Source organism: Martinezella miluonensis, from assembly GCF_900094545.1.
Lineage (GTDB): Bacteria > Pseudomonadota > Alphaproteobacteria > Rhizobiales > Rhizobiaceae > Rhizobium > Rhizobium miluonense.
On sequence record NZ_FMAH01000043.1, the window covers coordinates 1 to 25641 of the forward strand.

The window sequence follows — 25641 nt, forward strand, 5'->3', positions numbered from 1 at the left end:
TTCCCATTCCCCCCACAAAGGCAGCCTGACGAAGGGGCGCCAAATACAAAGGAGAAAGGTTTAATTCCATCACGCTGCTTATTGTTGGGCGTGGCGGCCGGTCAGGGCAACCCTCGTTGTGATTCTGCGAGCCTGAAACGGCAACACGCGCCATGTGAGACAGAGGAAGGCCCGAGACGAACCACGGTCCTGCGGTATTCAACCCGCGCATCAGAGTCTGATCAACCGTCGTCTCAATGCCGCCGCGTCCTGCAATAGGCAGCATATTTGTCCCTCGTCGACGCTGAAAAAGGCGACAAGAAAAACCTATGCCCAAACTCTTGAAAACGGACATGAGAATCATACATCGCATTTTTTGCCCGGAATGCAGAGGCTCATTTTGAGTGGCTTTGCACATAGGTGCCCGACGATCCTCAGCCATCGAGCCGAAAATAGATTCCGATTTTGGAGTTGATGCGCTAGAGACAGGCTCTGTCGATTTGACCGCACGGCCGCGTAAATCTTTTGCTTTTCGTGGGCCGCTCGGTTGCCTTAGAGTTTTGCGAGTCCACGATGTCCATGAGAGCTTCAGTCCGCCTTTACCGCTGGGCGATCGCGTTGCTGGCGCTGTCAGGTGTCGTCATATCATATGTTGCCATTACACCGGCAGCGCATGTCTCGCGATTGACGTTGACGACGAATTTTCTCAGCTACTTTACGATCCAGGCGAACATTCTGTTTGCCGTTGTGCTGCTGTCGGCGGAGATCGCACCGTCATTGGCATTTGGGCGATGGGCGAGCCGTTCCTCGACAAAGACCGCTCTGCTCATATATGTCGGGGTCGCCGGCGGCATCTATGCCTGGCTGCTAAAAGATGTCTGGCATCCGAGCGGCTGGCAGCTGCGGGGCGATCAGATACTTCACTATTGCATCCCTTTATTGGCTGCGTTCGATTGGATATTCCTTGTCGAGCGTAACAGGCTCGACTGGCGCAATGCGATTTGGTGGTTGTTATTTCCGGCGCTCTACTCGGTGTACTCGCTCGTGCACGGTCAATTATCGCGCTTTTATCCCTATCCTTTTTTGGACGTGCGCGACATCGGTCTGCAAGCCGTTCTGATCAATATGGCGTTCCTGGGCGTATTGTTCCTGGCTCTTGGAGGCGTGCTCATTCTGCTTGATCGTGTTGCGGCCAGGTTTGGTTCGCAGACACCGCAAGCTTGACACGCTTGAAATGAAAAAAGCGGCCAAAAGGCCGCTCCTCTCAAATCGATGATAGCAATTCCTGCATTTGTCGGCAGTGCATTCAGAGATCGTCAGGCAAAGGCATAGGATCCGTCGGGACGCTTAGGCACGCGCCGCTGCCAATGGATATAGCCTTCCTCTTCCATCGCCTTTTCGTCCATATCGACGCCCCAGCCAGGTCGATCGGGCCGAAGCTCCAGATAGCCGTCCTTCGGCAGGTAGGGGTCGACGACGTAGCGCGTTTCTCCCTGTCTCTGCTCGACCTCGTTGCCGCCGTAGACATAGGCCTGGCCCTTCGGCAGCCGGTATTCGAGGATCTTGAAGTTCTGCGCGGCGGCCGAGAAATGCACATTGACGGCGGTTGCCAGCGGGCCCATCGGATTGTGTGGAGCAACACCGACGAAATGCGCCTCGGCGATCGTCGCAATGCGCCGCATCTCGCTGATGCCGCCGACGACGCAGATATCGGGCTGGATCAGGTCGGCGCCCTTGACCTGCAGCAGGCGCAGAAACTCATTGCGGTTATAAAGGGATTCACCGGTCGCCAAGACGCAATTGAGGCCTTGCTTCAATTCACCCCACATCTCGATATTCTCTGGCCGAAGGGGCTCCTCGTAGAAGAGCGGATCATAAGGTGCGAGCGCATTGCCGAGCTGACGCGCAGCGACCGGCTCGAAGATCTTGGCGTGCGCATCGAAGGCGATCTCATAATCGTCACGCACGGTTTCGCGCAGCGAGCGGAAGTAGTCGGCCGATGCCTTGACGACATTGCCCCAGCGATGAGCATGCATGTCGATGCGCCATGGGCTGAGCTTGAACGCGGTAAAGCCCCATTCGGCATTCAGGCGATCAAACTCTTCGCGCGCTGCCGGAGCATCCGGTGCGGTATAGACGCCGGCATAGACCTTGATGCGATCACGCACCGCGCCGCCGAGCAGCTTGTAGACCGGAACATTGAGGGCTTTTGCCGAGAGGTCCCAGAGGCAATGGTCGAGCGCGGAGATCGCTGAAAGTCCAAGGGCGCCGGGCGGGAAGCGGCTTTGCTGGATCAGCAGGTTGATGAGATAGTCGATGCGGCTTGGGTCCTGGCCGGCGATAAAGCCATAGAGATAGTCGAGGATCGGCGGCAGTGCCAAATCGGGGCCGTGATTGTAGCATTCGCCCCAGCCGGTCAGTCCGTCATCCGTATCCAGTGCCACGATGACGCGCGGACGATCCTTGTCGCGGGTCATGAATATCCGCATGCGGTCGATCTTCATCTTACTTTCCTTCTATCGATGATTATGGATGCGGCATGGGAGGTGCTGCAGGTCAGGAAATCGTCGCCACGTCGAACCGAAGTCGGATCGGTGGCGAATGCGTTCCGGGGCAATGTCGATCGAGAGCCTCATGCGGCACTGCCGTTCTTCACGGTTTCGGGCTCGACATAGCGGAAGCGCCGCGAACGATCCCGATCGCGAGGATCGGGGCGCGGGATCGCTGAGATCAGCGCTTGCGTATAGGCATGTTCGGGTGCGTTGCAGACCTTGTCGGCATCACCGACCTCGACCAAGCGCCCCTTGTACATGACGCCGACGCGGTCGCACATGTAACGGATGACGCCGATATCGTGGCTGATGAAGATATAGGCAAGACCGAGTTCGTCCTGCAGGCGCATCAATAGATCAAGCACCTGGGAGCGTACGGAAACGTCAAGAGCCGACGTCGCCTCGTCGGCGACGATCACCCGTGGATTGAGGGTTATGGCGCGGGCAATACCGATGCGCTGGCGCTGACCGCCGGAGAAGGCATGCGGATAGCGCTCGCGCGACCTTGGATCGAGCCCGACTTGCTCCATCAGATGGCAAACGCGTTCATCGAGTGCCCGGCCCTTGACAATGCCGTTGACGAGCAACGGCTCACCGATGATCTGCGAGACGGTCATGCGCGGATTGAGGGAGCCGAAGGGATCCTGAAACACCATGCGCAGTTCGCGGCGGGCGGCCGCAAGAGTTGTCCCTTTCGCGCTTGCCAGATCCGTGACGCCGCCATCGGAGCCACGATAAAGGATTTCCCCGGCAGTTGGGTCGATAAGACGCATGATCGAACGGCCCATCGTCGTTTTGCCTGATCCACTCTCGCCGACGATTCCGAGCGTTTCGCGCGGCAAAAGCGAGATCGAGACATCATTGAGGGCGCGGACTTCGCTGAAGGCCATCGACACGTTGCGCAATTCAAGGATCGGAGCCGCGGCTCTGTCGAGCGGCGGGCGTGCCAACCGGATTTCGGCCTTCCTTTCGAGCTTCAGCACCGAGCCGATCAGCATGCGCGTATAATCATCCTTCGGCGCATGGAAGATCTGCTCGACCGGCCCGTACTCCTTGACGACACCATTATGCATGACGAGCACGTCGTCAGCGATCTGGGCGACCACGCCCATGTCGTGGGTGATGAACAGCACCGCCATGCCTTTGGCCTTCTGCAGCCGGGCAATGAGATCGAGGATCTCGGCCTGCGTCGTCACGTCGAGCGCCGTCGTCGGCTCGTCGGCGATCAGGAGCTGCGGCTTGCAGGCAAGCGCCATGGCGATCATGGCGCGTTGCCGCATGCCGCCCGAATATTGAAAAGCGTAGCGGTCTATAGCCCTTTCCGGCGAGGGGATTTCCACCTGTTTCAGAAGCGAGATCGTCTCGGCGCGCGCTTCGGCCTTGCTCATTTTTGTATGGAGGCGCAGTGCTTCCATGATCTGGTCGCCGACCGTGTGGACTGGCGAGAGCGATGCCATCGGCTCCTGAAAGATCATGGCGATGTCGTGCCCGCGGATCGACCTGATCTGGCGCCCGCGCGGGTTGAGCTTGACGAGATCCACCGAATTGCCGCCGGCGCCATTCAGGATGATCGAACCGCCGGTGATGCGTCCGGGGGAATCGACGATCTGGAGGATCGAGCGTGCGGTGACAGATTTGCCCGAGCCGCTTTCCCCGACGACGCAAAGTGTCTTTCCAGACTCGATGGAGAAGGAGAGGTTGTCGACCGCGCGAAATGTGCCGGTTCGCAAGGGAAAGTCGACAGTGAGATTCTTGACCTGCAGCAGCGGGCGGGCGGTACTCATTGAAACGATATCGGTCATGCCCGCCTCATTTGTTGTAGGGATCGGCCGCGTCACGCAGGCCATCGCCGAGAAGGTTCAGAGCCATCACGGCGATGACGACGGCGACCCCCGGCAGGAAGAGCCATGGTGCTGTGGCGATCGAGCGGATGTTTTGCGCCTCGCGCAACAGCACGCCCCAGGAGACGGTCGGCGGCTGCAGGCCGAGCCCTAGGAAGGAGAGGGACGTCTCGGCCAGGATCATCGCCGGCACTGCAAGCGTGATAGAAGCAATGATGTGGCTGGCGAAGCTCGGCAGCATATGGCGGAAGATGATGCGCCCCTCGCTGGCGCCATCGAGCCTTGCTGCAGCGACGAATTCTTCCGTTCGCAGCGACAGGAAACGACCGCGTACGACGCGGGCAAGCTGCGCCCAGCCAGTCAGCGACAGGATGATTGTGATCATCATATATTGCAGCGCTGCCGGCCAGCCTTGCGGCAGGGCCGCCGCCATGGCGAGCCAGATCGGGATAGTAGGCAGGGACAGCACGAAGTCGATCAAGCGTTGGATGAAGAAGTCGAGCTTTCCGCCGTAATAGCCTGAAATTCCTCCAAGAACGATACCGAGCAGAAGCGAAAAGAACACGCCGACCAGACCGATCGACAGCGAAATCTGTGCGCCTTGGACGGTGCGGCTGAAGACGTCGCGGCCGAGCCGATCGGCTCCGAACAACAAAAGAGGCGTCGATTTGTCCGAGGATGCCAGCAGATGGATGTTGCTCGTGAAGAGACCCAGCACGGAATATTCGTAGCCGCGCCCGAACAGGCTGATGGCGACGCGCTTCGAGGTATCTTCCTTGAAGATTGCCGCGAGCGTTTCCGGGTCGCGAGTCAGCTTCAGCGGGTAGTAGTGCAGCCCGATAGAGAAGCCGTTAGCCGTATCGATGAAATGGACCCTTTGCGGCGGATGGAAGGTTGCGCGCGCGTTTTGCTGATTGGGATCGTTGATCGCAAAGAACCCAGGCAGGATCGCGACGACATACATCACCACGGTGACGACGAGGGCGGCCATGGCGAGCTTGTGGCGGCGGAATGCCCACCAGATCAGCTGCCATTGCGAGGCGACCGCGTTGCGGTCAGGGCGCAGGTTTGTAACGGCAGTATCGGCCATGGGCTGCTCCTATTCCAACCGGATGCGGGGATCGACGAGGGCAAGCAGGATGTCGCTGATGAGTGACCCGATCAGCGTCAGCGCACAGATCAGCAGCACGAAGGCACCGGCGAGATACATGTCCTGCGCCATCAGGGCCTGCAGCAGCAGAGGTGCTGCCGTTGGCAGATTGAGAACGATCGCCACGACGACGGACCCCGAAATGAGATTTGGCAGCAGCCAGGCAATTGTCGAGATGAACGGATTGAGCGCGATGCGCAGCGGATATTTCACCAGCAGCCGGAACTCCGACAGGCCTTTCGCGCGGGCGGTCGTCACATAGGGCTTTGGTAGCTCATCGAGCATATTGGCGCGCATGACGCGGATCAGGCTTGCCGTCGAGGAGACTGCGAGAATGATCACCGGCAACCAGAGATGCGACAGGAGGTTCAGCATCTTGGCGATGCTCCAGGGGGCTGTCTCGAATTCGGAGGAGAACAGGCCGCCGACATCCTGACCGAACTCGACCGCGGCGACATACATCAGCGCCAGCGCCAGCAGGAAGGAGGGGATGGCAAGCCCGAGAAAGGTGAAGGCGGTAAAGAAATAATCGCCGATCGAGTATTTCCTGACGGCGGAATAGACGCCGATCGGAAGCGCGATCGCCCAGGTGGCGATCAGGGTCGCAAGCGCCAGCACGAGCGTCAGCGCCATGCGCTCCCAGATGAGGCCGGAGACGGGCTGCTGCCATTCGAACGAAATGCCGAAATCACCGCGCGAAAGAATGCCCCACATCCATTTGATATATTGGATGATCATTGGCTGATCGAGACCGAAGCGCTCGCGCAATTCCGCGGCCATGTTCTGGTCGATCACTTCATTCGAGGAGGCAAGCGTGGCGATATAAGTGGTCACATAGTCGCCGGGCGGCAGCTGGATCAGCACGAAGGCGAGGAAGCTGATGGCAAACAGGGATGGGATCATCCATAAGAGACGTTTGGCGATAAAGACCAGCATGGCTATTTCTCGCATTGAACGCTGCCTTGGGCAGCTTCGCATGAAGGAGAGCGCCGCCCTTTGCGGACGGCGCAGGATCATTGTGATCAGCTGGTGAAGAAGAATTGCTGCGGCATGGCCGGTCCTGGATTGGGCCAGGACCAGCTATCCGGCTGCTTCTCCGGAACATTGTGCAGGTTGTTGCGGATGATACCGAAGCCGCCGACGGCAAGGCAAAGCCCAACGGTTTCAAACTCTTCGGCGGCGATGTCGAAGATCTGCTTCATGACGGCGCCGCGCTTTTCCAGATCGGCCGTCGAGCGCGCCTCGTCGAAAAGTTTCATGCGCTTCTTCTGGCTTTCCGGCGGCTCCTCGCCCTGCTTGCCGTTCGAGGTGTACCAGACCGACCATGGAATGGCGTAGCGCGAACCCTGCGGATGGAAGGCGAAGAAATCGCGCGGATCGAGCATGGGATCGAGACCGCCGGGCCCCGGCCAGACCTGGGCATCATGGGCGTTGTCGTCGCCGCGGGTGTAGTAGAGCGCCCGCTCGATCGTATTGACCTTCATGTCGACGCCGATCTGCGCCCAATGTGCCTTCACCAGTTCAAGTGCGTCGACCAGATCGGGATAGAGGGTCGGAATGACATCGATGGCGAAGAACATCTTTTGACCGTCCGGTCTCAGACGGAAGCCGTTCGCATCCTTTTTGCCGTAACCGGCTTGATCGAGCATGGCGCCTGCCTTGTCCGGATCGTAGCCGGTGAATTGGCGGGCATACTTCTCATTGTACCAGGGATGCTCCGGTCGCGGCCCAGCCTGGTAGCTCTGGCTTTGGCCAAAGTAGACGATGTCGATGATTTCCTGCCGATTGATCCCGAGTGAGAGCGCCTGCCTGACCGATTTGTCGGCAAACATCTTGCGCATAGCGGGATCTTTATGGGTAATGTTGAAGTAGATCTGGCATTGCTGCGAGCTCGAAGGAATAAGAGTTAGAAGGCGATAGTCACCTTTCTTCATGTTCTGCGAAAGTGTCGGCTTGTTCGCGAGCACGCTGATGTGACGTTCCTGGATATCGATCTTGCCGGAAATGACATTCAGCATCAGAGATTCCACGTCCTGCGAGATGCCGAAATTGATCTCGTCGACATAGGGAAGCTGGTTGCCGGCCGTGTCGACCTGCCAAAAATAAGGGTTGCGGGTCATGACGACGCGGGTGGCGCCGCCGCTATAGGGTTCCTTGACGACCCAAGGATCGAGCGTCGGTTTATCGGGATTGCCCCAGCGCGACGGAATTTCGATATCGCCGCAGCGTGCACGGAAGAGTTCGGCCCAGCTGCTGGCACCGGCCTTTTTCGCGTCTTCTGCCACGTTCGGATTGTATTTCGGCAGGAACTGGCTGCAATAGTGCTTCGGAAACAGCGTCGGATGCTGGCCGAGCGGCGTCGCCAGATTTTCGAGATAGAGTGCATTCGGTGCAGCAAAGGTGAATTTCACCGTGTAGTCGTCGATCTTCGTGACATCGACGGCCTTGCCGGCGACGGTCAGTTGTGCCGGCGTCGCGCTGTAGAGATTGGTATTCTTGACGCAGTCTTCGATGGCGAAGACCACATCGTCGGCTGTGAACGGATGGCCGTCAGACCAGCGCGCGCCCTGGATGAGATAGAAGGTGAATTGCGTGGCGTCGGCATTGACGTCCCAGTGCTCGGCAAGGTTCGGCAGCACCTGGGTGAACTCAAGATTCCAGCGCACCAGGCTCTGATTGCCTACCATGCGCAGAATGCCGTTATGGTCGGATGAGCCGCGCAGGCCGCGTCGCAACGTGCCACCATAACTGCCGACCTTCTCGTAAGGGGTGACGACCATCGGCTTTTTCGGCAGTCGGTCCGCCAGCGCCGGCAGCTTGCCGTCCTTGACGAGTTGCGCCAAGGCAGGCGCCTCGCCACCGGTGTCAGCAGCGCTGGCGCGGCCGGCCAAAGATAGGGCGGCCATTCCTGCCATGCCTCCGAGGACGGCGCGTCTGCTCACGCCGCGAGACAATATTTCATCGCGCATCGAATCCCTCCCAATTGAACCTCGGCCGGACTGTGCCTCTGCCGATGCGACAAGCTCCCAACCCGCCGCGATGCACCCCTCTGGCGCAGCGTCGAGACCATATTATGTTCTCAGATAATTACAAGAGTTGACAGATATTTACAGATTTAGTAGCCCTGTCGCGCAGGAAATGCGCTATGGCTGTCGCCGGTCGGCATTCACGAAGGACGATGATGAAACTCTCTGTCGCCAACGATTCCGGTACGGGCGCGACGCGCTTCGGCGACATCATCTACGAGAGGATCGTCGCCATGATTGCGGACGGAACGTTTCCGGTAAACGAACGACTGCCCGCGGAAGCGAAGCTCGCAGAGATGTTCGGCGCCTCACGGCCCGTGGTGCGCGACGCTTTGGAACGGCTTCGCGCCGACGGTTTGATCGTCTCGCGCAAGGGGTCAGGTTCCTATGTCAGGCAAAGGCCCGATTCCTCGGTCCTGAAGATGGTGCCGGTCGGATCGCTCGCCGATGTCCAGCGCTTCTTCGAATTTCGCGCCGGGCTTGAAGCCGAGGCTGCAGAGCTCGCTGCACGTAACTGGCAGCCTGCCGACAAGGATCGCATTATGGCCGCGCTGCAGAAGATCGAACAGTGTCTTCGTGAGGGCAGGCTCGGTGCGGAAGAGGATCAGGAATTGCACGATGCGATTGCGATCGCGACCGGCAATCAATTCCATATTACGGCTCGCGAATTGTTCCGGCCGCATTTTGCCATTGGTCATTCCGTGACCCGCAGTCTCAGCCTCAAGCGGACGGCTGAACAGATCCGCAGCGTCCAGGATGAGCATGCGGTGATCGTGCAAGCAATCTTTGCGCGTCAGGAGACCGAAGCGCACGATGCCATGAAGCGACACATATTGAATGCACGCGCCCGCATGTTCCAGGGCGTCTAGGACATTGGATGAGGTGAGAGTGAAGCGACCGGCTTCTTGAAGCTTCCTCGCTTCCACCTCGGCAGGTGATGAGGGTAAGGGTTAAGAAGATGAGCATTGAAACCATGCGGCAGGCGCTGACCGGCGTATCCGGCGTTCCAGTGACGGCCTATGATGGAAGCGGCGAGGTAGAACCGCGCGTGACCGCCAGGGTCTATCAGCGCGTGGCTGCCGCCGGCATTCACAACATCGTTGCGGCAGGCAACACCGGCGAGTTCTATGCGCTGACGCCAGAGGAAATCTGCCGCGTCCACGAAGCTGCGATATCAGGCGTCGATGGCAAAGCGCCGGTCACGGCGGCAATCGGCCGCTCGTTGCGCGAGGCGATCCGCATGGCCAAGGATGCCGCCTCCATCGGTGCCTCGGCGGTAATGTCCCATCAACCCGTGGATCCCTTCGCCGCTCCTGCTTCGCAGATCGACTATTTCCGCGACCTGGCGGAGGCTTCGCCCCTGCCACTGGTTGCCTATGTCCGTGCCGATGGCTTCAGCGTCGACGACATGGTTCGACTGGCCGGCCACGGCAATATTGCCGGCATCAAGTTTGCGACGACGGACCTGATGTTGCTGACGCGGGCGATCGCCGCTTCTGACCCCAATGGTGCACTGTTCGTTTGCGGTCTGGCCGAAAGCTGGGCGCCGACCTTTGCGGCGGCTGGGGCGCGGGGTTTCACCTCCGGGCTCGTCAACGTGGCACCAAAGCTGTCGCTTGCCGTTCACGCGGCCCTGGTGAAAGGCGATTTTGCCGCTGCGCGGGCCATAGTCAACAAGCTCGAACCCTTCGAGCGCATGCGCACCAAGTTCCGCAATGGGGCAAACGTCACCGTGGTCAAGGAGGCGGTCACATATTCCGGCTTGAATGTCGGGCCGGTCCGCGTTCCCGGCCTGCCACGCCTCGACGAGAAGGATCGCGACGAGTTGTTTGCTTTGCTTCGTGGTTGGCAGGAAACGGGCGACGCCTTTTAGGGCCGAATTCAACCGGCGTCGAAAAATCTCGTTTCGGCGCCCAAGACGATGAGGGCTGAGATCTCCGGTTGCTGATCTATATGGCGTCTCAGCCTTGTTGGTCTTCGGGCTTGCGTCGCAGCTGCACGATTTCATCGACAAGCAGTAGTTCGGTGACGCGAACGAGCAGGTCAACATCTTCCTGATGATTTTTCTCTGACGAGCATTCGTCGTGGCGACGGAGTGAGAAGGTCATGGCGATGGCTGGCCGTTTTATGGCTATCAATCGAGGCCCGTCGCGTTTCATCGAAGGTAATGAACGTGAGGCCGCCCATGATGGCGTGAGGTCTCGACCCGTGCTTCCACGGCGAAGACGTCGCTTAAGAGATCTTCGGTCAGCACATCTTGCGGGGTGCCGGTGGCAACGATCTTGCCCTGCTGCATGATGATCAGCCGGTCGCAGAACATGGCGGCATGGTTGAGATCGTGAAGTGCGATGATGCTGGTGACCGGCAAGCCGGCAACCAACCGCATCAGGCTAATCTGATGCTGGATATCGAGATGGTTGGTTGGTTCATCGAGGATGAGTTCCTTCGGCGCCTGTGCCAGGGCTCGTGCGATATGGGTGCGCTGCTTTTCTCCGCCCGACAGGCTCTGCCATCGGTCGTTGCGTTTCCCCATCATGCCGGTGCGTTCAAGTGCGTTTTCGACAGCCTCGTCGTCCGCCGAGGTCCAGCCTGAAAACATCGATCGATGCGGAAATCGACCGAGCTTTACCACATCGATGACCTTGAGATTGGCGTCGGTGGTACTGTGCTGTTCGACGAAGGCGATACGCTTTGCGATCGAACGGCGAGGCATCTGCCGAAGATCCTTTTGCTCAAGGATGATGCGGCCGGAATTCGGTCGTTTCAATCCGGCAAGCAGGCGCAGAAGCGAAGTCTTGCCGGAGCCGTTGGGTCCGAGCAGGCCCAGCATCTTGCCGGCCGGCACCTCGAAGGAGACCCCATCGAGAATGGTCCTCGCGCCGATTTTCCAGATGATGTTGTCGGCCTTGATGCTCATGATGCGCGCTGGAACCGGTAGAGAATGATCGAGAAGAAGGGAACGCCCACCAGTGCCGTGACCACCCCGATCGGTAGAACTTGTTGGGGGATGAGGAGGCGCGAGGCGATATCCGCCAGCACCATGAAGATTGCTCCGACGATGGCGCAGGCCGGCAGCAGCCGGACATGGAGCGGCCCGACGACGAAGCGCGCCACATGCGGCACGACGAGACCGACAAATCCAATCGAACCGACCATGCTCACGATCGTTGCCGTCATCATCGCGGTCAGTGCGAAGAATCCGATGCGCGCTCGCCCGACATTAACGCCAAGCGACGAGGCCGCCTCATCACCAAAGGCGAATGCATCGAGGACGCGCGCGTTAAGCAGGCAGGCGGCTAGACCTAAGTTGACAATGGTTGAAACCAGCATGAATTCCGGCCAGCGGACGCCGCCGAAACTACCGAGTAGCCAGAACATCACATCGCGCGCTTGCTGTGCATTTCCCGATGTCGTCACGATATAGGACGTTGCGGCGTTGAACAGCTGAGAGGCGGCAACGCCGGCAAGGATCGTGCGATCAGCGCCGCCTCGTGTGCCGTTTGACAAGAGAGCGACGAAGAGAAAGGCTGTAAATGCGCCGGCAAAGGCCCCGGCCGAGAGCGAAACGGCGCCAGCGCCGACACCCAATATGACGATTGCCACGGCGCCGGTCGAAGCGCCCGCTGAAATGCCGAGCACATAGGGTTCGGCAAGTGGATTTCGAAGGAGCGACTGCATGATCGCTCCCGATAGCGCCAGGCCGGCTCCGCAGAAAGCAGCCACCAATGCCCGACTGAGGCGATAGTCCCAGATCACCGTTTCGTGGATGCGGTTAAGTTCGATCCCCGTCCATCCCAGCTTGTTGGTGACGGCATGGAAGGTCGTCGACAGCGGGATCGGCAGGTCGCCGATACCGACGCTGACACCGATAATCAGGCTGATCGCCGCAAGAGAAGCGAAAAGCAGCAGGCCGATAGCGGCCAGCTGCCTGAGGGTCCGATAAGTGGCGGTCACTTCAGGAGGCCAAGCGCCTTGAGTTGCTGGGCGACCTGCTCGGCGCCATAGATCGTCCGGATGGTCGGGTTCATTGCCTGGCCGTCCATGACGACGATGGCCTTGTTCTTGACCGCAGGAAGCTGGCTGACGGCGGGATCGGCGGTGAGAAACTTGATCTTGGCTTCCGGCTTGTCGAGTTCCCAGCGATTGCGATCAAGGCTGGCGACGACAATGACGTCCGGGTTGGCGGCGATGATGCTCTCCCAGCCGAGCGTCGGCCATTCCGCCTCTGCCGTAATCGCGTTACGGCCGCCAAGCAGATCGGCGATAAATCCGGATGCACTGTTCTTGCCGCCAAGATAGGCGTCGGAGGAGGGCGACTGGCTGGAAAACCAGAAGACATAGGAGAGCTTTCTGCCATCTTTCGACACGGTCGAGCGCAGAGCCGCTTCACGTGCCCTGAAATCGGCAATCAGGGCCTGCCCGCGGTCGGGCACATTAAAGATCTGCGAGAGCTCGTCGATCTCCCTGTAGAGAAGGTCCATGTTCCAGAGCTGGGCGCGGCTGCCATATTGGTCCTTGACCACAGCGGTGCTGAGGCATGTGCTCGGCGAAAGATAGGTCGGGATGCCGACCTTTTCGAAATCCTCACGCTTGGCGACCTTGCTGTTCGGCCCCATCAGGCTTGGCAGGGCGGCGGCGACGAAATCGGGATTTTCGGAAAGGATCGATTCAAAAGTGGGGAACTCGACGGTCAGGAGCTTGACCTTGGCATTGGCGTCGGCGAGCTGCGGGAGAACCTTGCTCGGCCAAAAGGCGGTGCCAACCATTTTGCCCTCGAGACCGAGCAGAAGAAGGATTTCGGCACTATTCTGTCCGAGCCCGATCGCGCGCTCCGGAGCTTTTTGGAACGTGACCTTGCTGCCGCAATTATCGATAGTCAATGGATAGCTGGTCGAAGCCGCTGAGGCTGTCGTCACAGCGAAGCCGAGTGCGGCACAAAGGCCCGAGACGGCCAAAAATGATTTCAATATGGTCACGGAAAATATCCTGGCGATTACTGTGCGCTCTAACCCATGAAAGCGTCTGCGGCCGTATAGCCCAGCCAGGTGATTAAAAACAAGAGAGTTAAACTCATATTTACGTGGCGCTTGAAAATAGGAGGAGGCTTGAATAGCGGCAATTTCCCTAGCCTAAAGGCAGGCCCTGAGGATCGAGCACCTCCAACCCATGTGTCATGGCGCCGAAGATTTATCCTCGGCGCCTGCATTTCATTGGCGTGTCAGGCCGATTGTTCGATCACCAGTACGCCATAGCCGCTAAGTTCGGTCGTGCCCGATATAGCCTTGTCGGTCAGCAGATCGATACCCGCCGGCAGATTGACGGTCTTCGGTTCATGCTCCGTATTGAGAACGAACAGCAGTTTCCTGCCTTCACCTTCTCGCAGCGACACTTCGACACCCGCCGGCAGGTCCTGCACCAGGGGCATCACCACACCGTCGCCAATCACCATATCGCGGATAGTTTCAGCAAGCGGCTCGGTCAGATAGGTGCCGAGATAATAGACCTGACCATTGCCATGCCGGCGCCGCGTCAGCATGGGAGAGCCTTCCAGAAAGCGGTCGGACCAATGGCCGATGATCTCAGTATCCGCGGTCGTTTCCAGCTTCTCGTAAAGGTGCCCAGCCTCCAGCTGGCGGTTTCCGATCGCATAGGCATATTTGCGTGAGGCCGACGTCGCTGCCGGACGTGGCGAGGGTTGGTGGCTGCCGATGCCGCCCTCGCGGAAACCGGTGAACAGCCCGTCCGCACCTGGAGCGGAGACGGGGCCGAATTCGTAGACGCGCACGCCCGAAAGCTTCGAAAGTGCCGTGCCCGGCGCCTGAGTGCGGATGATGTGGTTGTTGTCGTCGCGGGTTCCCGTCATCGCCGACAGGATGAGCGTGCCGCCATCGGTGACGAATTTCTCCATCGCTGCCGACCACTCCTGCTTCCACATGACCCAATGGGGAACGTAGAGAGCCTTGATGCGCGACAGATCGTCTTCCGGATGGATGAAGCCGCAGGCGATGCCTGCCTTGTAGCAGGCGCGGTGCAGATGGGCAGCGTCCTGCATGGGGCTCGGCAGGCCGATCGCATAGGTCTTGTAGGCTTCCTGATTGTCGAAATCCGCTCCGGCGATGGCAATGTCCATGCGAACCGTCGTGCCGAGAAGCTTGTCCTCGATCTTGCGGATGTCCGACGCGAATTGCTTGGCTTCCTCGTAACGGCGACGCGGAACGTCATCGTGGTCGATAATGCCGTTCCAATAGATCTCGGCGCCGAAATGCGCGGGACGCCAGCGGAAGAACATCAGGCCGTCTGCGCCGCGCGAGACCGAGGTCATCGCCATGCGGCGCATCTCGCCCGGTTCGGGAACGGATGAGGAAAAGCCCGGCTGGCTGCCGAGGCCCGAGGCCTGTTCTGGAACGATGAAATTGCCGGAATAGGCGCGGCACTGATCGAGATGAAAGGCTTGCGTGATCGCATGCCCGCCGCTGCGACGCATCTCGTCATAGAGGAAGGGATAGATGTCGAAGCCGATGAAATCGAGATCCTGGCCGAACTGGCCGCGGAAGTCGATGTCCGCGAGGTTGCCGAGATTATGGAAGATGAACCATGCGGGATTGGTAGCTCTTAGAATTTCCACCTGATCGTGCTGGAAGAGGGCCGTGGCGAAGGCGAGAAAGCGGTGATAGTCCTGCACATGACCGGGGCTCGAGAAGGATGGATTCATCGGCTTCGGGAAGACGATCTGGTCGAAGCTTTGATAGGCTGTCGCCCAGAAATCGCCGCCCCAGGCAAAGTTCAGCGCGTCGATTGTCGCGTATTTCGCGCGGCAGAATTTCTGGAACTCGATGAGCGCCGATGGGGAGTAGCTTTCGGACGTGGTCGTGTTCAGTTCGTTATCCGTCTGCCAGCCGATGACGTGAGGATTGTCCCGGTAATGCTCGGCCATCGCACGGGTGATGCGCTGGCTGTGTCGGCGCAGCACCGGGCTTGTCGTGTCGCAATGCTGGCGCGATCCATGGCTTGCCTGCCTGCCATTGGCATCGACGCGCAGGACTTCGGGGTATTTTGCCGTCAGCCAGCGCGGCGGTGTTGCCGTCGGTGTGCAAAGGATGGTCTTGATGCCGTGTTTGGCCAGGCCGGCGATCGCCTTGTCGAAGAGCGAAAAATCGAAATGATCCTCATGCGGCTCCATGATATGCCAGGCGAATTCCGCCATGCGAACGGCGTTGAAACCGGCGGCTGCCATGCGTTCGGCATCGCGTTCCCAATAGCTCTCATCGACATGTTCGGGATAATGCGGCACACCGACCATGAAGCCGTCGAGATTGAGCGTCCGCCAGACCGACAGCGGTTTTCTTTCCAAAACTTTCATGAAATCACAAGCTTTCTTTACAGAGAGGCAATGATGGGCTTCGGCCGGCTGATGGTTCTGCCATCGGGACCGAAGAGGTAGAGGGAGGATGTGGAAGCGGAGAGCTTGATCTGCTCGCCGGCTGAAAACCCGGTCGCGTTGCCGAGCTGAACGGTGAAATTGCACGTGCCGCTTTCCGAGCCGACCGTGGCGAGCGGACCTGCGTCGACGTAGAGAATGGTTTCGCGGCCGAGTTGTTCGACGAGCCGGACCTTGCCGTCGAATGAAATGGCGGCGTCGGCAGCGGATGAGCCGATCTTCAGCGATTCCGGCCGGATGCCCAGCGTGAGGCTCGCCTCGGCCCTGATATCGCTGGCATCGCCCACAGGAACGCGGATCGTCGTGCCGCCACCCTCGAGCGCGACTTCAGCCAAGCCGTCGCGAAGGGAAACGAGCTTTGCGTTGATGAAATTGATCCGTGGTGCGCCGAGAAAGCCGGCCACGAATTGGTTTGCCGGATTGTGATAGAGGTTAAGCGGCGCGCCTTCCTGCTCGATGATGCCCTTGTTGAACACGACGATGCGGCTCGCCATGGTCATGGCCTCGACCTGATCATGGGTCACGTAGATCATCGTCGAGCCGAGCTGCTGGTGCAGCGTCGAAAGCTCCACGCGCATTTGTGTGCGCAGCGCCGCATCGAGATTGGAGAGCGGCTCGTCGAAGAGGAAAACTTCCGGCGAACGGGTAATGGCGCGGCCGATGGCGACGCGCTGGCGCTGGCCGCCCGAAAGCTGCTTCGGGCGCTTGTCAAGCTGGTCGGATATTCTAAGGATATCGGCAGCGCGCTTAACGGCAGCCTCGATCTCGGCTTGCGGACGCTTGGCCATCTTCAGGCCGAAACCCATATTCTCGGCAACCGTCATGTGCGGATACAGCGCATAGGATTGGAAGACCATGGCAATGCCGCGGTCGCCCGGCTCCTCGCGCGTCACGTTGCGGCCGTTGATCCAGATCTCGCCGGAGCTGATGGTCTCAAGGCCGGCAATCGTCTTCAGTGTGGTGGACTTGCCGCAGCCGGAGGGGCCGACCATGACGATGAATTCACCTTTGTCGACGGAAAGGTTCACCGAACGCAGGGCGTGGTAGCCACCATAATATTTGTCGATATCGATCAGTTGTACGTGGGTCATCAGTGATACTCCAAATCGTCTCCAACAATGCCGGAAAGGTCAGCCCTTGACGGCGCCCATGGTGAGGCCTGCGATGAAATGCTTTTGCATCAGGAAGAACATCAGGACCGGGGGGATGGCGACGAACAATGTTGCCGCCGCCACGATGTTCCAGGCTGACGTCCATTCGCCTCTGAGGTTGTTCAGGCCTGCCGTCACCGGTTTCACGACGTCGCTCTGGGTGAGCACGATCGCCCAGAAATAATCGTTCCAGACGAAGGTAAAGATCAGGATCGCAAGCGCTGCGAGCGCCGGCCGCATCAGCGGTATGACGACATGGCGCATGGTCTGCCAGGGAGATGCCCCTTCCGCACGCGCGGCCTGGAACAATTCGTCGGGGAGCGCCGCGATGAAATTGCGCATGAATAGGGTCGCGAAGCCGGTCTGGAAGGCGACATGGAAGATGATCAATGCGAAATAGGTGTCGTAGAGGCCAACCGAGACCATGAGGTCGCGCACCGGGATCATCATGATCTGCGCGGGCAGGAAGTTGCCGCCGACGAAGAGCGAGAAGAGCAGCCCATTGCCGCGAAAATTATAGCGCGCAAGCACGTAGCCGGTCAGCGTCGAGAACACGAGAACCAGCAACACCGAGGGCAGGGTGATGATGAGGCTGTTGATGAAATAGCCCCACATGTTCGTCTGCTGGAACACCGACTGGAAGTTCTCGATGAGATTGAAGTGCTCGGGCCAGCTCCAGTATTTGCCGGCCATGATTTCATCGGCCGTCTTGGAAGCAGTCAGCATGACGGCAAAAAGCGGCAGCAGCCAGAGTATGAGGATCAGGCCGACGAAGCCGGTATAAAGGCCGCGAAGCGCGGGCTTTTCGTCTGGGATAGGGCGAGGATACATCAGCGCGTCTCCCGTTCCATGCGCACCATGACACGCAGATACCAGGTGATGAAAATGATCATGATTGCAAAGAGGACGGTGGCGATCGCAGCGCCGTAGCCGAAACGATAGGAGAAGATCGACTGTTCGTACATCTGGTAGGCCAGCACCTCCGACGAGCCGAACGGGCCGCCCGATGTCATCACCGCGATCATGTCGAAGGATCGCAAGGCGCCGACGACCGTCACGGCAAGCGCAATGAAACCCACCTGGCGCAACTGTGGCAGAACGACGTGCCAGAGCATGTTCCAACCGCGCGCGCCATCGACACGTCCTGCCCCGATGATATCGGAGCTCAGATTATTGAGGCCGGCGAGAAAGAGCACCATGCAAAATGCGATCTGCGGCCAGAGCGCGGCGGCGACAATGGCAAAGGTCACGAAATGCTCGTCGGCAAGCAGTGCCGGTGCCGTCGCCCCGAAAAGACCGAAGATCAGAGCAAGGAGCCCATAATTCGGGTCATAGACCCAGCCGAACACGACGCCGACTGTGACTGTTGCCAGCACCAGCGGGATGAAGAAGAGCGACTTCAATATCCGCATGCCGCTAATCTGTTGGTTGACGAGCAGCGCCAGCGCCAGTCCAAGCGGCGGTGCCGCCATGAACATGGCAAGCCATATCAGGTTGTTCTTTAGTGAAACGTAGAATTGGGGGTCGGAAAGGAGTTCGGAATAGTTCGCCAATCCCACCCAGGTCTTCTGGCCGACGCCGTCCCAATCGAAGAACGATATCCAGACCGATTCCGCCGAGGAGGCGATGATGATCGTCCCGAACAGGATGCATCCCGGCACAATAAAGAGGACGGGCGTCAGCCAGTTCCTGTGCTTTTTCCACATGGCTCAGACTTTTTGGTTCGATAACTCGAGGCGCTTCAGCAAGTGCTGCTTTTGATGACAGGCGCGGCGGGCGCAGCGGGCCGCAAGACCCACGACCCGCCGCGGCTTGGTCCGGGAGGACTATTTGAAAATGCGCGCGCGGGTCTTTTCGAGCCGCGCCAGGATCTGGTCGCGCCGCTCGGGCTTGACCGTGAATTCCTGAAAGCCCTTCATGCCGTCCTGCGCCATATCCGGATCGGTGTCGCGATCGTAGTATTGCGACGTTCCCTTCACGGTCTTGAGCGACTCCACCGCGACATTGACCATCGGATCCTTGCTTGGCGGGCAATCACTGCGCGGCGGGATGGCGCCTTCGGCTTCGAGGAACGCGCCGAGATTTTCCGGCTGGTAGAAATAGGCGAGAAAATCGCGGGCACCTTGCCGGTTCTTCGCCTTGGCCGGGATATGCACCGAGTTGACGGAGAAATCCTCATAGCGTTCGATGCCGGGAACGATTTCCGGGAAGGGGGCGAAGGCAAGCTGGTCATGGTCGCTCGGCTGAAATGCGGACTTGATGAAGCCTCCAAGGTCCATCATCGCCGCCTTCTTCTGCGCCAGAGCGGCGCCGGCCTGTTCCCAGCCGAAGGACGGCCCGCTTGCGGAGAAGAAATTGGCCTTGAGGAGCTCTTCCCATTTGTCGAAGACCGGCTTCAACATCGGGTCCGTGTAAGGGATCTTGCCTTCCATCAGGGCAAGGTGCTTATCCAAGCCGTTGATGCGCAGGTTCATGTGGTCGAACCAGCCGCCGGTCGGCCATAGTTCCTTCGTGCCCATGCTGATTGGGATCATGCCGGCGGATTTCGCCGCCTCTCCGAATTTCAGGAAGTCGTCCCAGTTTTTCGGTGCCGTCCAACCCTTTTCGGCGAAAATGTCCTTGCGATAGAAAAGACCCCAGAGAATGCCGCCAAGGGGCAGGCCGTATTGCTTGCCGTTGACGGTGACGGCCGTCATGGTGGCGCCCAGCTTGTCGCTGTAACCTTCCTTCGCGAACAGATCGGAAATGTCGTCAAACAGCCCGCGATCGACGAAAGCCTTCATTCGATTGCCGGAGAACCAGAAGCAGATATCGGGGGCGCCGACGACAAGGTAGCTGCGGATAGCCGTCTTGTGGGCTTCATGGTCCATATTGTTGATGGTGACTTTCGTCCCCGTCTTCTTGGTGAAATCGGCAGCGATGCGCTCTAGGACCGCCCGCTGGTCGGCGTTGCCGATATCCGAGATGATCGTCACTTCGCCGCCATTGGCAATTGCCGGGCGATAGAGCGTGGTAGCAGCCAGGGCAGCACCCGTGCCGATTATGAACTGACGCCGAGACGCCCTGATTGCATTGATGAGTGAAATTTCGTTCTTCGATGCCATCTACTTCCTCCCGAGGCACATAAAATCCAACCCCGTCCACAGATGTGAACGGCCGCTAACCTTCAGAAATTACGCAATAAACCGGCATTTCCGCTTATGCGACCACAAGCGGATATTCCTCCATTGCCATGGGCTATTGCATACCGTATCTTGCGGGAGGCAACAATAGTTAATTTACAAAATTAATTTAAAGGATCATCGTGCGCGGCAACCCAAGTACCTCCAGAGCTCTCAACCGGCGGCTCATCCTCAACCTGCTGCGAAACCGCGGACCGATGCCGCGTGCCGAGATCGCCACGGTGACGGGCCTCAGCCCGGCGGCCGTGACCTTCGTGGTCACGGAACTGATCGAGGAGGGGCTCGTCGTCGAAGGAAAGACGCAGCCGGGTGCAACGGGGCGTCGGCCGATACCGGTTGACATCAACTACGCTGGCCATCTGGCGGTCGGCTTCAAGCTACGCCACGATAGCATTGATTGTGTTCTGACCGATCTGGCGACGACGCCAATTGCCTCTTTCGACATGCCGGTGCCAGACACGTTGCCGGAAACGATGGTCGAGGCCATTGCGACGGCGATCCCGAGGCTTCTGGCCGATGCTGATCGCGCCGGCTCACCCGTGATGGGCGTCGGCGTTTCCATCCCTGGCGAGGTCGACGCAGTCAAAGGTATCTGCATCCAGAGCCCGCGCTTTGGCTGGCGCAATCTCGCCTTTCCCGAATTGCTGCGTGAGCGGGTCAATATCCCGGTCTGGATCGATGACGATATCAGTGCCTTCACCGTCGCGCAGCGGCTTTTCGGAGCTGGCCGCAACTACAGCAATTTCGCGACGATCGCAGTCGGTACAGGGGTTGGGTCATCGCTGGTCATGGGTGGCGAGATCTATCACGGAAGCCATGGTCTTGCGGGGAAGCTTGGTCACATCATCACGGTTCCAGGTGGTCGGCTTTGCGAATGCGGACGAAAGGGTTGCCTTCAGGCCCATACGGCAGAGGCCGCGATGATCGACGAGTGGGGTCTGCGCCGAGGCGCAAAGGCAACGCGTGATGAATACGCCGCCGCGATCGAGGGTGGCGATGCGGATGCCCTCGAGACCATGGCGCAAGCGGGGGAGTTGATTGGGCGTCACCTGGCGGATCTCGTAAACTTGTTCGACCCCGAGGTTCTGATTGCTGGTGGCGAAGCCATGCAGTTCGGCGATGCGATTCTCGAGCCGATCCGACGCTCGATGGCAAAATATGTCTTCTTGAATACGCCCGAATTGCTTCCGGATTGGGTGCCGGGTTCCTGGGCGCGGGGTGCCGCCGCTCTGGCGACCCAGCATTTCTTTGATCTCGACGTCGAATAGCGGCACCGGAGCGGATGGTTCATATTATAGGGGCATCATATGTTCGAGAAAGTCGCGCATCGGCTCCGGACACATGCGCCTTTTCGTTATTTGCGCTTGACGTCGAACCATCGCAATAGCGCAGTTCGCTTGGGAAATTGACCGGCGGAGCGATTTAACGCTATTCTCGTCACCTCCGCGTCCATCTTGCATAGAATTTCTGCTGGTGGCCGTTCAGATCGAACATATTCGGCAACCGAGGCGCACTTCAACTGGAGTGCGGCGGCGGAAAGCATGATGTCGCTTTTATCCCGCCTGTGCGAATCCAACGTCCTTCGTGCGGCAAAATTCGATCAAATGCTTCGAGGTCATTGGTCGAGCCAGGGCGTAACCTTGCAATAGATGGCAGCCAAGATCCCTCAGGATTTTGGCGTGCTCCATTGTCTCCACGCCTTCCGCAACAATGTCGATGTTCTGCGACCGGCCGATTTCGATAATAGAGGAGACCAGGCGACGTTGAGACGGTGACGTTACAATCGGCTTGATAATTTCTCGATCAATTTTGAGCCTTCGTGGCTCGAATCTGAGTAGGCTGACAATGCTGGCATGCCCGGTGCCGAAATCATCGATCTCGATTTCGATACCAAGCTCTTTCACCGCTGGAATGATCTGATTGAGAACAGGCTGGAGATCGTCGAAGGAGATCGTCTCCAGCAGTTCAAAACACAGGCGTCCCCTCGCCAAGGGCAGTGCGGAAAGCTCGGCAAGCAGATTTGGCTCCGCCAGCCGACGTGCTGAAATATTGACTGAGACGCGCGGGATGTGCATTCCAAGGGCATCCCATCTTGCCATCTCGAACAGCGCTTTTTGAAGGATGAGCCGATCCATGTCTCCGGAACGCCCTAGGCTTTCGGCGACGCCAAGAAATTTGTCTGGTCCGAGCAGGCCTCTTATGGGGTGATTCCAACGGGCAAGTGTTTCGACGCCGGCAATATCCAACGTGTTTGCGTTAAACTGCGGCTGAAAGAATGCGACCAGTTCGTCGCGATCGAGCGCATTGTTGAATTCGTCCGCCAATTCCTTCGAACGGATTGCAGCGCTACGAAGCTCTTCGGTGAAGAGGACCGCACGGCCGCGGCCAGTCTTCTTCGCTTCGTACAGAGCCAAATCAGCACTTTGTAGCAATTGGCCGAGGTCTCGGACGTCCGCACGTTCGTTTTCCCAGGCGACACCGACGCTTGCACCGACCAGGCACTCGGAGCCGTCAATGAAGAGGCTCTGCTGAAGGGTGGCAACGATCTGTTGGGCCAATTCGTTTGCTTTGGACCCGGGATTGTCGCTCCAGCTGGCAAAGATGAACTCATCTCCACCAATCCGAGCTGCAACATCGTTCGGACCAGTCAGGCCGGCAAGGCGCGAAGCCGTCGTCTGCAAGACCGCATCGCCTCCGATATGTCCTTTCGTGTCGTTGATCTCTTTGAACCGATCCAGGTCTATGTGAATAAGGATCAGGCAATCTTTTGGACCAGGTCTCCGTGGTTGCGAGATCATTTGGTCAACAAATCGCCGATTGGGAAGCCCCGTTAGCGCATCATGCAACGATAGGTACTCCAGCCGTTGCCGCGCTCGGACGAGCTTTTTCTTGTGAAGGCGAAGCTTTTCAATGGTTCTTTGGCGTGATTTAGTCAGAAGGCCAACCCAAACGATCGGCGCAACGACACATAAAGCCAACAGGCTCGCGAAAATCTCGAATGTGGCTATGCCATTGTTTTGGCCCCATCCACCTGCTGGCACAGCGACTAGCGTCCATCGGCCATACGTCATATCAACGGACGCCGCGACAGGTTGTTTTGAAAACGTTTCTAGACCGCCGAGAAAAACTTGCTTGGGCAGGTTCGGATCCGGGACGGCGCTGATGGCAATCTCAAGGTCGGTCGATCCAAGGCCGCTATCCTGGTAGAGCTTTGATATGTCTATGACTCCAGAAAGAAGTCCCCAAAAAACCTGGCTTGTTCCGTCGTTGATGTAAACCGGACACCTCACGACGAAAGCGGTCCCGCCTTGGACAAGTTCCACGGGGCCGGTCAGAACAATGTTGTGGGTGTTGCGCGCCAGCATCGCGCTATCCCGTTGCTTTTCGTTCGTTCGGTAGTCGAGTCCGATGACCTTTTCGTTTCCTCGTTCTGGATAAACCCATTTGACCACCATGCCGGGTGCAGCGGCAAAGCTTCGCAGTTGTGAATCGGGCTGTAAGATCTGTGCGGCAAGTTTGGAGAAGGCGTTTTGGTCCATTGCCGGATTGACTGTGATACCTGCCGCAAGCCCTTGCAACAGCTTCACATTGCTGTTGAGGTTCGTTTGTAGCCGTGATGATATGGTAGCAAGCTCACCCGCCACAACTGATCGTTCATCGGCCAGCGATCGCTCTAACCGCCAGTTCGTTGCAACCCATACAACGATGATTGCAATGATTGCCGCAAATATTGCAGGGGCAAATGCGCTCGTATTACTGACCGCAGAGTTCGCGAAGCTGCGCAATATCTTTGGATCTCTTCGAAGCTTCATCAGATTGCCGTTTTGAAGGTCAAGTCTGCAGTCTTGCAGAGTTTCTTTAAGGCAACACTAACCGGCTGCAGGCCCATTACCGGGAACGATGCTCGGCGGCTTAGGGGATCGCAAAAAGTCGACGGTCGTCAACAGCGACAAGGCTCCGACCTATACCGCGGCACTGACCGAACCGAAACAGGAACGCAAAGGCCCGAAGGCATGCATGCGTCGCTAGGTCAGATATCCGAACACCTCGCCGAGGCCGCCAGCTCACAAGATGACAACACCCGCGCAACCCGTACTGCTCACGCGGCAAGCACGCTGGCGGGAAGTCGGGGCGCTCTTCAGATGTAGTCTATTCAGCGACTTTGTTGGCGCAGATCAGTGCAAGCTCCTGTCCGGTAGCAAAGAAGCATCCCTCCGGCTGATCTCATCGTTACCGATACCGCTCGCCGGCGCGGCGCCCGCCTGCGGCGGCGACGCAGATAGACCTTACTTGGACAGAACGATGTGAGTGGCGCGTTCGCCGGCCTCATGGGCGGTGACGGAAAAGCCAAGGGCCGGCAGGTCAATGCCTGCGAACATGGCCTCGCCCTTGCCGAGAACGACCGGCGAGATGGCGAGTTGCATTTCGTCGATCAATCCCGCTTGAAGATACTGGCGCACCGTACTGACACCGCCACCGATCTTGATGTCCTTATCGCCGGCAACCGCCTTTGCCCGTTCCAGTGCCTCCTCGATGCCGCCGGTCACGAAGTAAAAGGTCGTGCCGCCTTCCATGACAATAGGCTCGCGGGCATGGTGCGTGAGGATGAAGGTCGGCGCGTGATAGGGCGGGTTGTCGCCCCACCAGCCTTTCCAGTTTTCATCGGGCCATTCGCCACGGATCGGGCCGAACATGTTGCGGCCGAGGATAAAGGCACCAAAGCCGGTATTTCCCGACGATGCGTATTTCGCGTCGACACCTTCCGATTCGCCCTCTTTACCGAACATCGCCTGGAATGTCCGGGTCGGGAAAAACCACTCAAACAATTCCGGTCCGCGCTTGCCCAAAGGGTCGTTCAGGCTTTGTTCCGGTCCGGCCCCGAAGCCATCTATCGAGAGAGAAAATGCCGCTACGCGCACACGAGCCATATCAGCCTCCATCTGATTGCATTTTGAAATCAGATGCAGGCTGACACAACTGATTTTGTCGTGCAATTAGTTTTTTTGGAAGCTCAACCTGGATTTCGATATGGGGGCGTGGTGCTCGATCACCTGGCATCGCCCAGCGCTAGGGATCGATGTGACATTCTGATCGGCAGGCAATTCCTTGATTGCATGTCGGTCGAACGGCATTTGCAGATCGATATCTATGTCGTCGGTAAAGGGATCGCACTGACGGTGAGTAACCGGGAACTTATCTGGACATAAGCGACACGCCAATCCTTGGGCCCAGCCAAGCGAATTGCCCGGCCGCTCAGTCGATTTACTGAAGTACCGTTACAGGCTGCGCCTTGGGCGGCAGTGGGCTCTCGTGGTGCCCCGA

At 58.6% G+C, this 25641-nt stretch carries 22 protein-coding genes; 5 read left to right on the forward strand and 17 right to left on the reverse strand.

What is annotated here, in order from left to right:
• Positions 1–265, reverse strand: a 265-nt coding sequence (locus GA0061102_RS33345) for a hypothetical protein (protein ID WP_208858706.1), incomplete at its 3' end; no start/stop codon positions are given.
• 332 nt (positions 266–597) lie between these two features.
• Here GA0061102_RS33345 and GA0061102_RS26140 point away from each other — a divergent pair.
• Positions 598–1203, forward strand: a complete 606-nt coding sequence (locus tag GA0061102_RS26140) for a Pr6Pr family membrane protein (RefSeq protein WP_245298143.1) — start codon at positions 598–600, stop codon at positions 1201–1203.
• Positions 1204–1295: 92 nt separating this feature from the next.
• Here GA0061102_RS26140 and GA0061102_RS26145 read toward each other — a convergent pair whose 3' ends face one another.
• The 5 genes from GA0061102_RS26145 to GA0061102_RS26165 all read right to left on the reverse strand — a co-directional run bounded on the left by GA0061102_RS26145 (position 1296) and on the right by GA0061102_RS26165 (position 8491).
• The gene (locus GA0061102_RS26145; RefSeq protein ID WP_092854627.1) at positions 1296–2483 is read right to left on the reverse strand and encodes a galactarate dehydratase; all 1188 of its coding nucleotides are present in this window, start codon (positions 2481–2483) and stop codon (positions 1296–1298) included.
• Between the two features lie 128 nt (positions 2484–2611).
• Positions 2612–4333 (reverse strand): ABC transporter ATP-binding protein, encoded by a 1722-nt coding sequence (locus GA0061102_RS26150; RefSeq protein ID WP_092854628.1) that lies wholly within the window; start codon positions 4331–4333, stop codon positions 2612–2614.
• 7 nt (positions 4334–4340) lie between these two features.
• Positions 4341–5462 carry an ABC transporter permease gene (locus tag GA0061102_RS26155; protein ID WP_092854630.1) on the reverse strand — a complete coding sequence of 374 codons (1122 nt, stop codon included), beginning with the start codon at positions 5460–5462 and terminating at the stop codon, positions 4341–4343.
• A gap of 9 nt (positions 5463–5471) precedes the next feature.
• On the reverse strand, positions 5472–6458 hold the full coding sequence (locus GA0061102_RS26160; protein ID WP_092854632.1) for an ABC transporter permease: 987 nt from the start codon (positions 6456–6458) through the stop codon (positions 5472–5474).
• Positions 6459–6544: 86 nt separating this feature from the next.
• A complete protein-coding gene (locus tag GA0061102_RS26165; RefSeq protein ID WP_092854634.1) occupies positions 6545–8491 on the reverse strand; it encodes an ABC transporter substrate-binding protein in 1947 nt (648 codons plus the stop codon).
• Between the two features lie 212 nt (positions 8492–8703).
• Here GA0061102_RS26165 and GA0061102_RS26170 point away from each other — a divergent pair, with 212 nt between their 5' ends.
• Positions 8704–9417 carry a FadR/GntR family transcriptional regulator gene (locus tag GA0061102_RS26170; protein ID WP_092854712.1) on the forward strand — a complete coding sequence of 238 codons (714 nt, stop codon included), beginning with the start codon at positions 8704–8706 and terminating at the stop codon, positions 9415–9417.
• A gap of 89 nt (positions 9418–9506) precedes the next feature.
• The gene (locus GA0061102_RS26175) at positions 9507–10421 is read left to right on the forward strand and encodes a dihydrodipicolinate synthase family protein (protein ID WP_092854636.1); all 915 of its coding nucleotides are present in this window, start codon (positions 9507–9509) and stop codon (positions 10419–10421) included.
• Between the two features lie 88 nt (positions 10422–10509).
• Here GA0061102_RS26175 and GA0061102_RS33035 read toward each other — a convergent pair whose 3' ends face one another.
• The 9 genes from GA0061102_RS33035 to GA0061102_RS26215 form a co-directional block, all read right to left on the reverse strand.
• A complete protein-coding gene (locus GA0061102_RS33035; protein WP_159432212.1) occupies positions 10510–10656 on the reverse strand; it encodes a hypothetical protein in 147 nt (48 codons plus the stop codon).
• Positions 10657–10703: 47 nt separating this feature from the next.
• Complete coding sequence (locus tag GA0061102_RS26180; protein ID WP_092854638.1) at positions 10704–11465, reverse strand: ABC transporter ATP-binding protein; 762 nt, start codon at positions 11463–11465, stop codon at positions 10704–10706.
• Positions 11462–12502, reverse strand: coding sequence for a FecCD family ABC transporter permease (locus GA0061102_RS26185; RefSeq protein ID WP_092854640.1), 1041 nt, complete (start codon positions 12500–12502; stop codon positions 11462–11464). Before GA0061102_RS26185 ends, GA0061102_RS26180 begins: the two co-directional genes overlap by 4 nt.
• Positions 12499–13524 (reverse strand): ABC transporter substrate-binding protein, encoded by a 1026-nt coding sequence (locus GA0061102_RS26190; RefSeq protein ID WP_092854642.1) that lies wholly within the window; start codon positions 13522–13524, stop codon positions 12499–12501. Before GA0061102_RS26190 ends, GA0061102_RS26185 begins: the two co-directional genes overlap by 4 nt.
• A gap of 242 nt (positions 13525–13766) precedes the next feature.
• Positions 13767–15908: a beta-galactosidase gene (locus GA0061102_RS26195; protein WP_092854644.1), complete on the reverse strand. Its 2142-nt coding sequence runs from the start codon at positions 15906–15908 to the stop codon at positions 13767–13769.
• Positions 15909–15925: 17 nt separating this feature from the next.
• On the reverse strand, positions 15926–17077 hold the full coding sequence (locus GA0061102_RS26200) for an ABC transporter ATP-binding protein (protein ID WP_092854646.1): 1152 nt from the start codon (positions 17075–17077) through the stop codon (positions 15926–15928).
• 39 nt (positions 17078–17116) lie between these two features.
• The gene (locus GA0061102_RS26205) at positions 17117–17968 is read right to left on the reverse strand and encodes a carbohydrate ABC transporter permease (protein ID WP_092854648.1); all 852 of its coding nucleotides are present in this window, start codon (positions 17966–17968) and stop codon (positions 17117–17119) included.
• Complete coding sequence (locus tag GA0061102_RS26210) at positions 17968–18843, reverse strand: carbohydrate ABC transporter permease (RefSeq protein ID WP_092854650.1); 876 nt, start codon at positions 18841–18843, stop codon at positions 17968–17970. The genes GA0061102_RS26205 and GA0061102_RS26210 overlap by 1 nt, the downstream gene beginning before the upstream one ends.
• Positions 18844–18963: 120 nt before the next feature.
• Positions 18964–20241 carry an ABC transporter substrate-binding protein gene (locus GA0061102_RS26215; protein ID WP_092854652.1) on the reverse strand — a complete coding sequence of 426 codons (1278 nt, stop codon included), beginning with the start codon at positions 20239–20241 and terminating at the stop codon, positions 18964–18966.
• 200 nt (positions 20242–20441) lie between these two features.
• Here GA0061102_RS26215 and GA0061102_RS26220 point away from each other — a divergent pair, with 200 nt between their 5' ends.
• Entirely contained in the window at positions 20442–21587 is a 1146-nt protein-coding gene (locus GA0061102_RS26220) for an ROK family transcriptional regulator (RefSeq protein WP_092854654.1), read from the forward strand.
• 285 nt (positions 21588–21872) lie between these two features.
• Here the strand turns inward: GA0061102_RS26220 and GA0061102_RS26225 are convergent, their stop codons facing one another.
• Entirely contained in the window at positions 21873–24131 is a 2259-nt protein-coding gene (locus GA0061102_RS26225; RefSeq protein ID WP_092854656.1) for a bifunctional diguanylate cyclase/phosphodiesterase, read from the reverse strand.
• Positions 24132–24605: 474 nt separating this feature from the next.
• Complete coding sequence (locus GA0061102_RS26230; RefSeq protein WP_092854658.1) at positions 24606–25247, reverse strand: dihydrofolate reductase family protein; 642 nt, start codon at positions 25245–25247, stop codon at positions 24606–24608.
• 33 nt (positions 25248–25280) lie between these two features.
• Here GA0061102_RS26230 and GA0061102_RS26235 point away from each other — a divergent pair, with 33 nt between their 5' ends.
• Positions 25281–25526, forward strand: coding sequence for a hypothetical protein (locus GA0061102_RS26235; protein WP_092854660.1), 246 nt, complete (start codon positions 25281–25283; stop codon positions 25524–25526).
• Positions 25527–25641: the final 115 nt, after the last annotated feature.

Excerpts from the sequence above, each read along its gene's own strand:
- GA0061102_RS26175 (WP_092854636.1), top strand. The coding sequence starts at position 9,507 with ATGAGCATTGAAACCATGCGGCAGGCGCTGACCGGCGTATCCGGCGTT.
- GA0061102_RS26235 (WP_092854660.1), top strand. The coding sequence starts at position 25,281 with ATGCAGGCTGACACAACTGATTTTGTCGTGCAATTAGTTTTTTTGGAA.
- GA0061102_RS26160 (WP_092854632.1), bottom strand. The coding sequence starts at position 6,458 with ATGCTGGTCTTTATCGCCAAACGTCTCTTATGGATGATCCCATCCCTG.
- GA0061102_RS26165 (WP_092854634.1), bottom strand. The coding sequence starts at position 8,491 with ATGCGCGATGAAATATTGTCTCGCGGCGTGAGCAGACGCGCCGTCCTC.
- GA0061102_RS26195 (WP_092854644.1), bottom strand. The coding sequence starts at position 15,908 with ATGAAAGTTTTGGAAAGAAAACCGCTGTCGGTCTGGCGGACGCTCAAT.
- GA0061102_RS26155 (WP_092854630.1), bottom strand. The coding sequence starts at position 5,462 with ATGGCCGATACTGCCGTTACAAACCTGCGCCCTGACCGCAACGCGGTC.
- GA0061102_RS26180 (WP_092854638.1), bottom strand. The coding sequence starts at position 11,465 with ATGAGCATCAAGGCCGACAACATCATCTGGAAAATCGGCGCGAGGACC.
- GA0061102_RS26215 (WP_092854652.1), bottom strand. The coding sequence starts at position 20,241 with ATGGCATCGAAGAACGAAATTTCACTCATCAATGCAATCAGGGCGTCT.
- GA0061102_RS33035 (WP_159432212.1), bottom strand. The coding sequence starts at position 10,656 with ATGACCTTCTCACTCCGTCGCCACGACGAATGCTCGTCAGAGAAAAAT.
- GA0061102_RS26200 (WP_092854646.1), bottom strand. The coding sequence starts at position 17,077 with ATGACCCACGTACAACTGATCGATATCGACAAATATTATGGTGGCTAC.
- GA0061102_RS26205 (WP_092854648.1), bottom strand. The coding sequence starts at position 17,968 with ATGTATCCTCGCCCTATCCCAGACGAAAAGCCCGCGCTTCGCGGCCTT.
- GA0061102_RS26145 (WP_092854627.1), bottom strand. The coding sequence starts at position 2,483 with ATGAAGATCGACCGCATGCGGATATTCATGACCCGCGACAAGGATCGT.
- GA0061102_RS26225 (WP_092854656.1), bottom strand. The coding sequence starts at position 24,131 with ATGAAGCTTCGAAGAGATCCAAAGATATTGCGCAGCTTCGCGAACTCT.
- GA0061102_RS26210 (WP_092854650.1), bottom strand. The coding sequence starts at position 18,843 with ATGTGGAAAAAGCACAGGAACTGGCTGACGCCCGTCCTCTTTATTGTG.
- GA0061102_RS26150 (WP_092854628.1), bottom strand. The coding sequence starts at position 4,333 with ATGACCGATATCGTTTCAATGAGTACCGCCCGCCCGCTGCTGCAGGTC.
- GA0061102_RS26230 (WP_092854658.1), bottom strand. The coding sequence starts at position 25,247 with ATGGCTCGTGTGCGCGTAGCGGCATTTTCTCTCTCGATAGATGGCTTC.
- GA0061102_RS26170 (WP_092854712.1), top strand. The coding sequence starts at position 8,704 with ATGAAACTCTCTGTCGCCAACGATTCCGGTACGGGCGCGACGCGCTTC.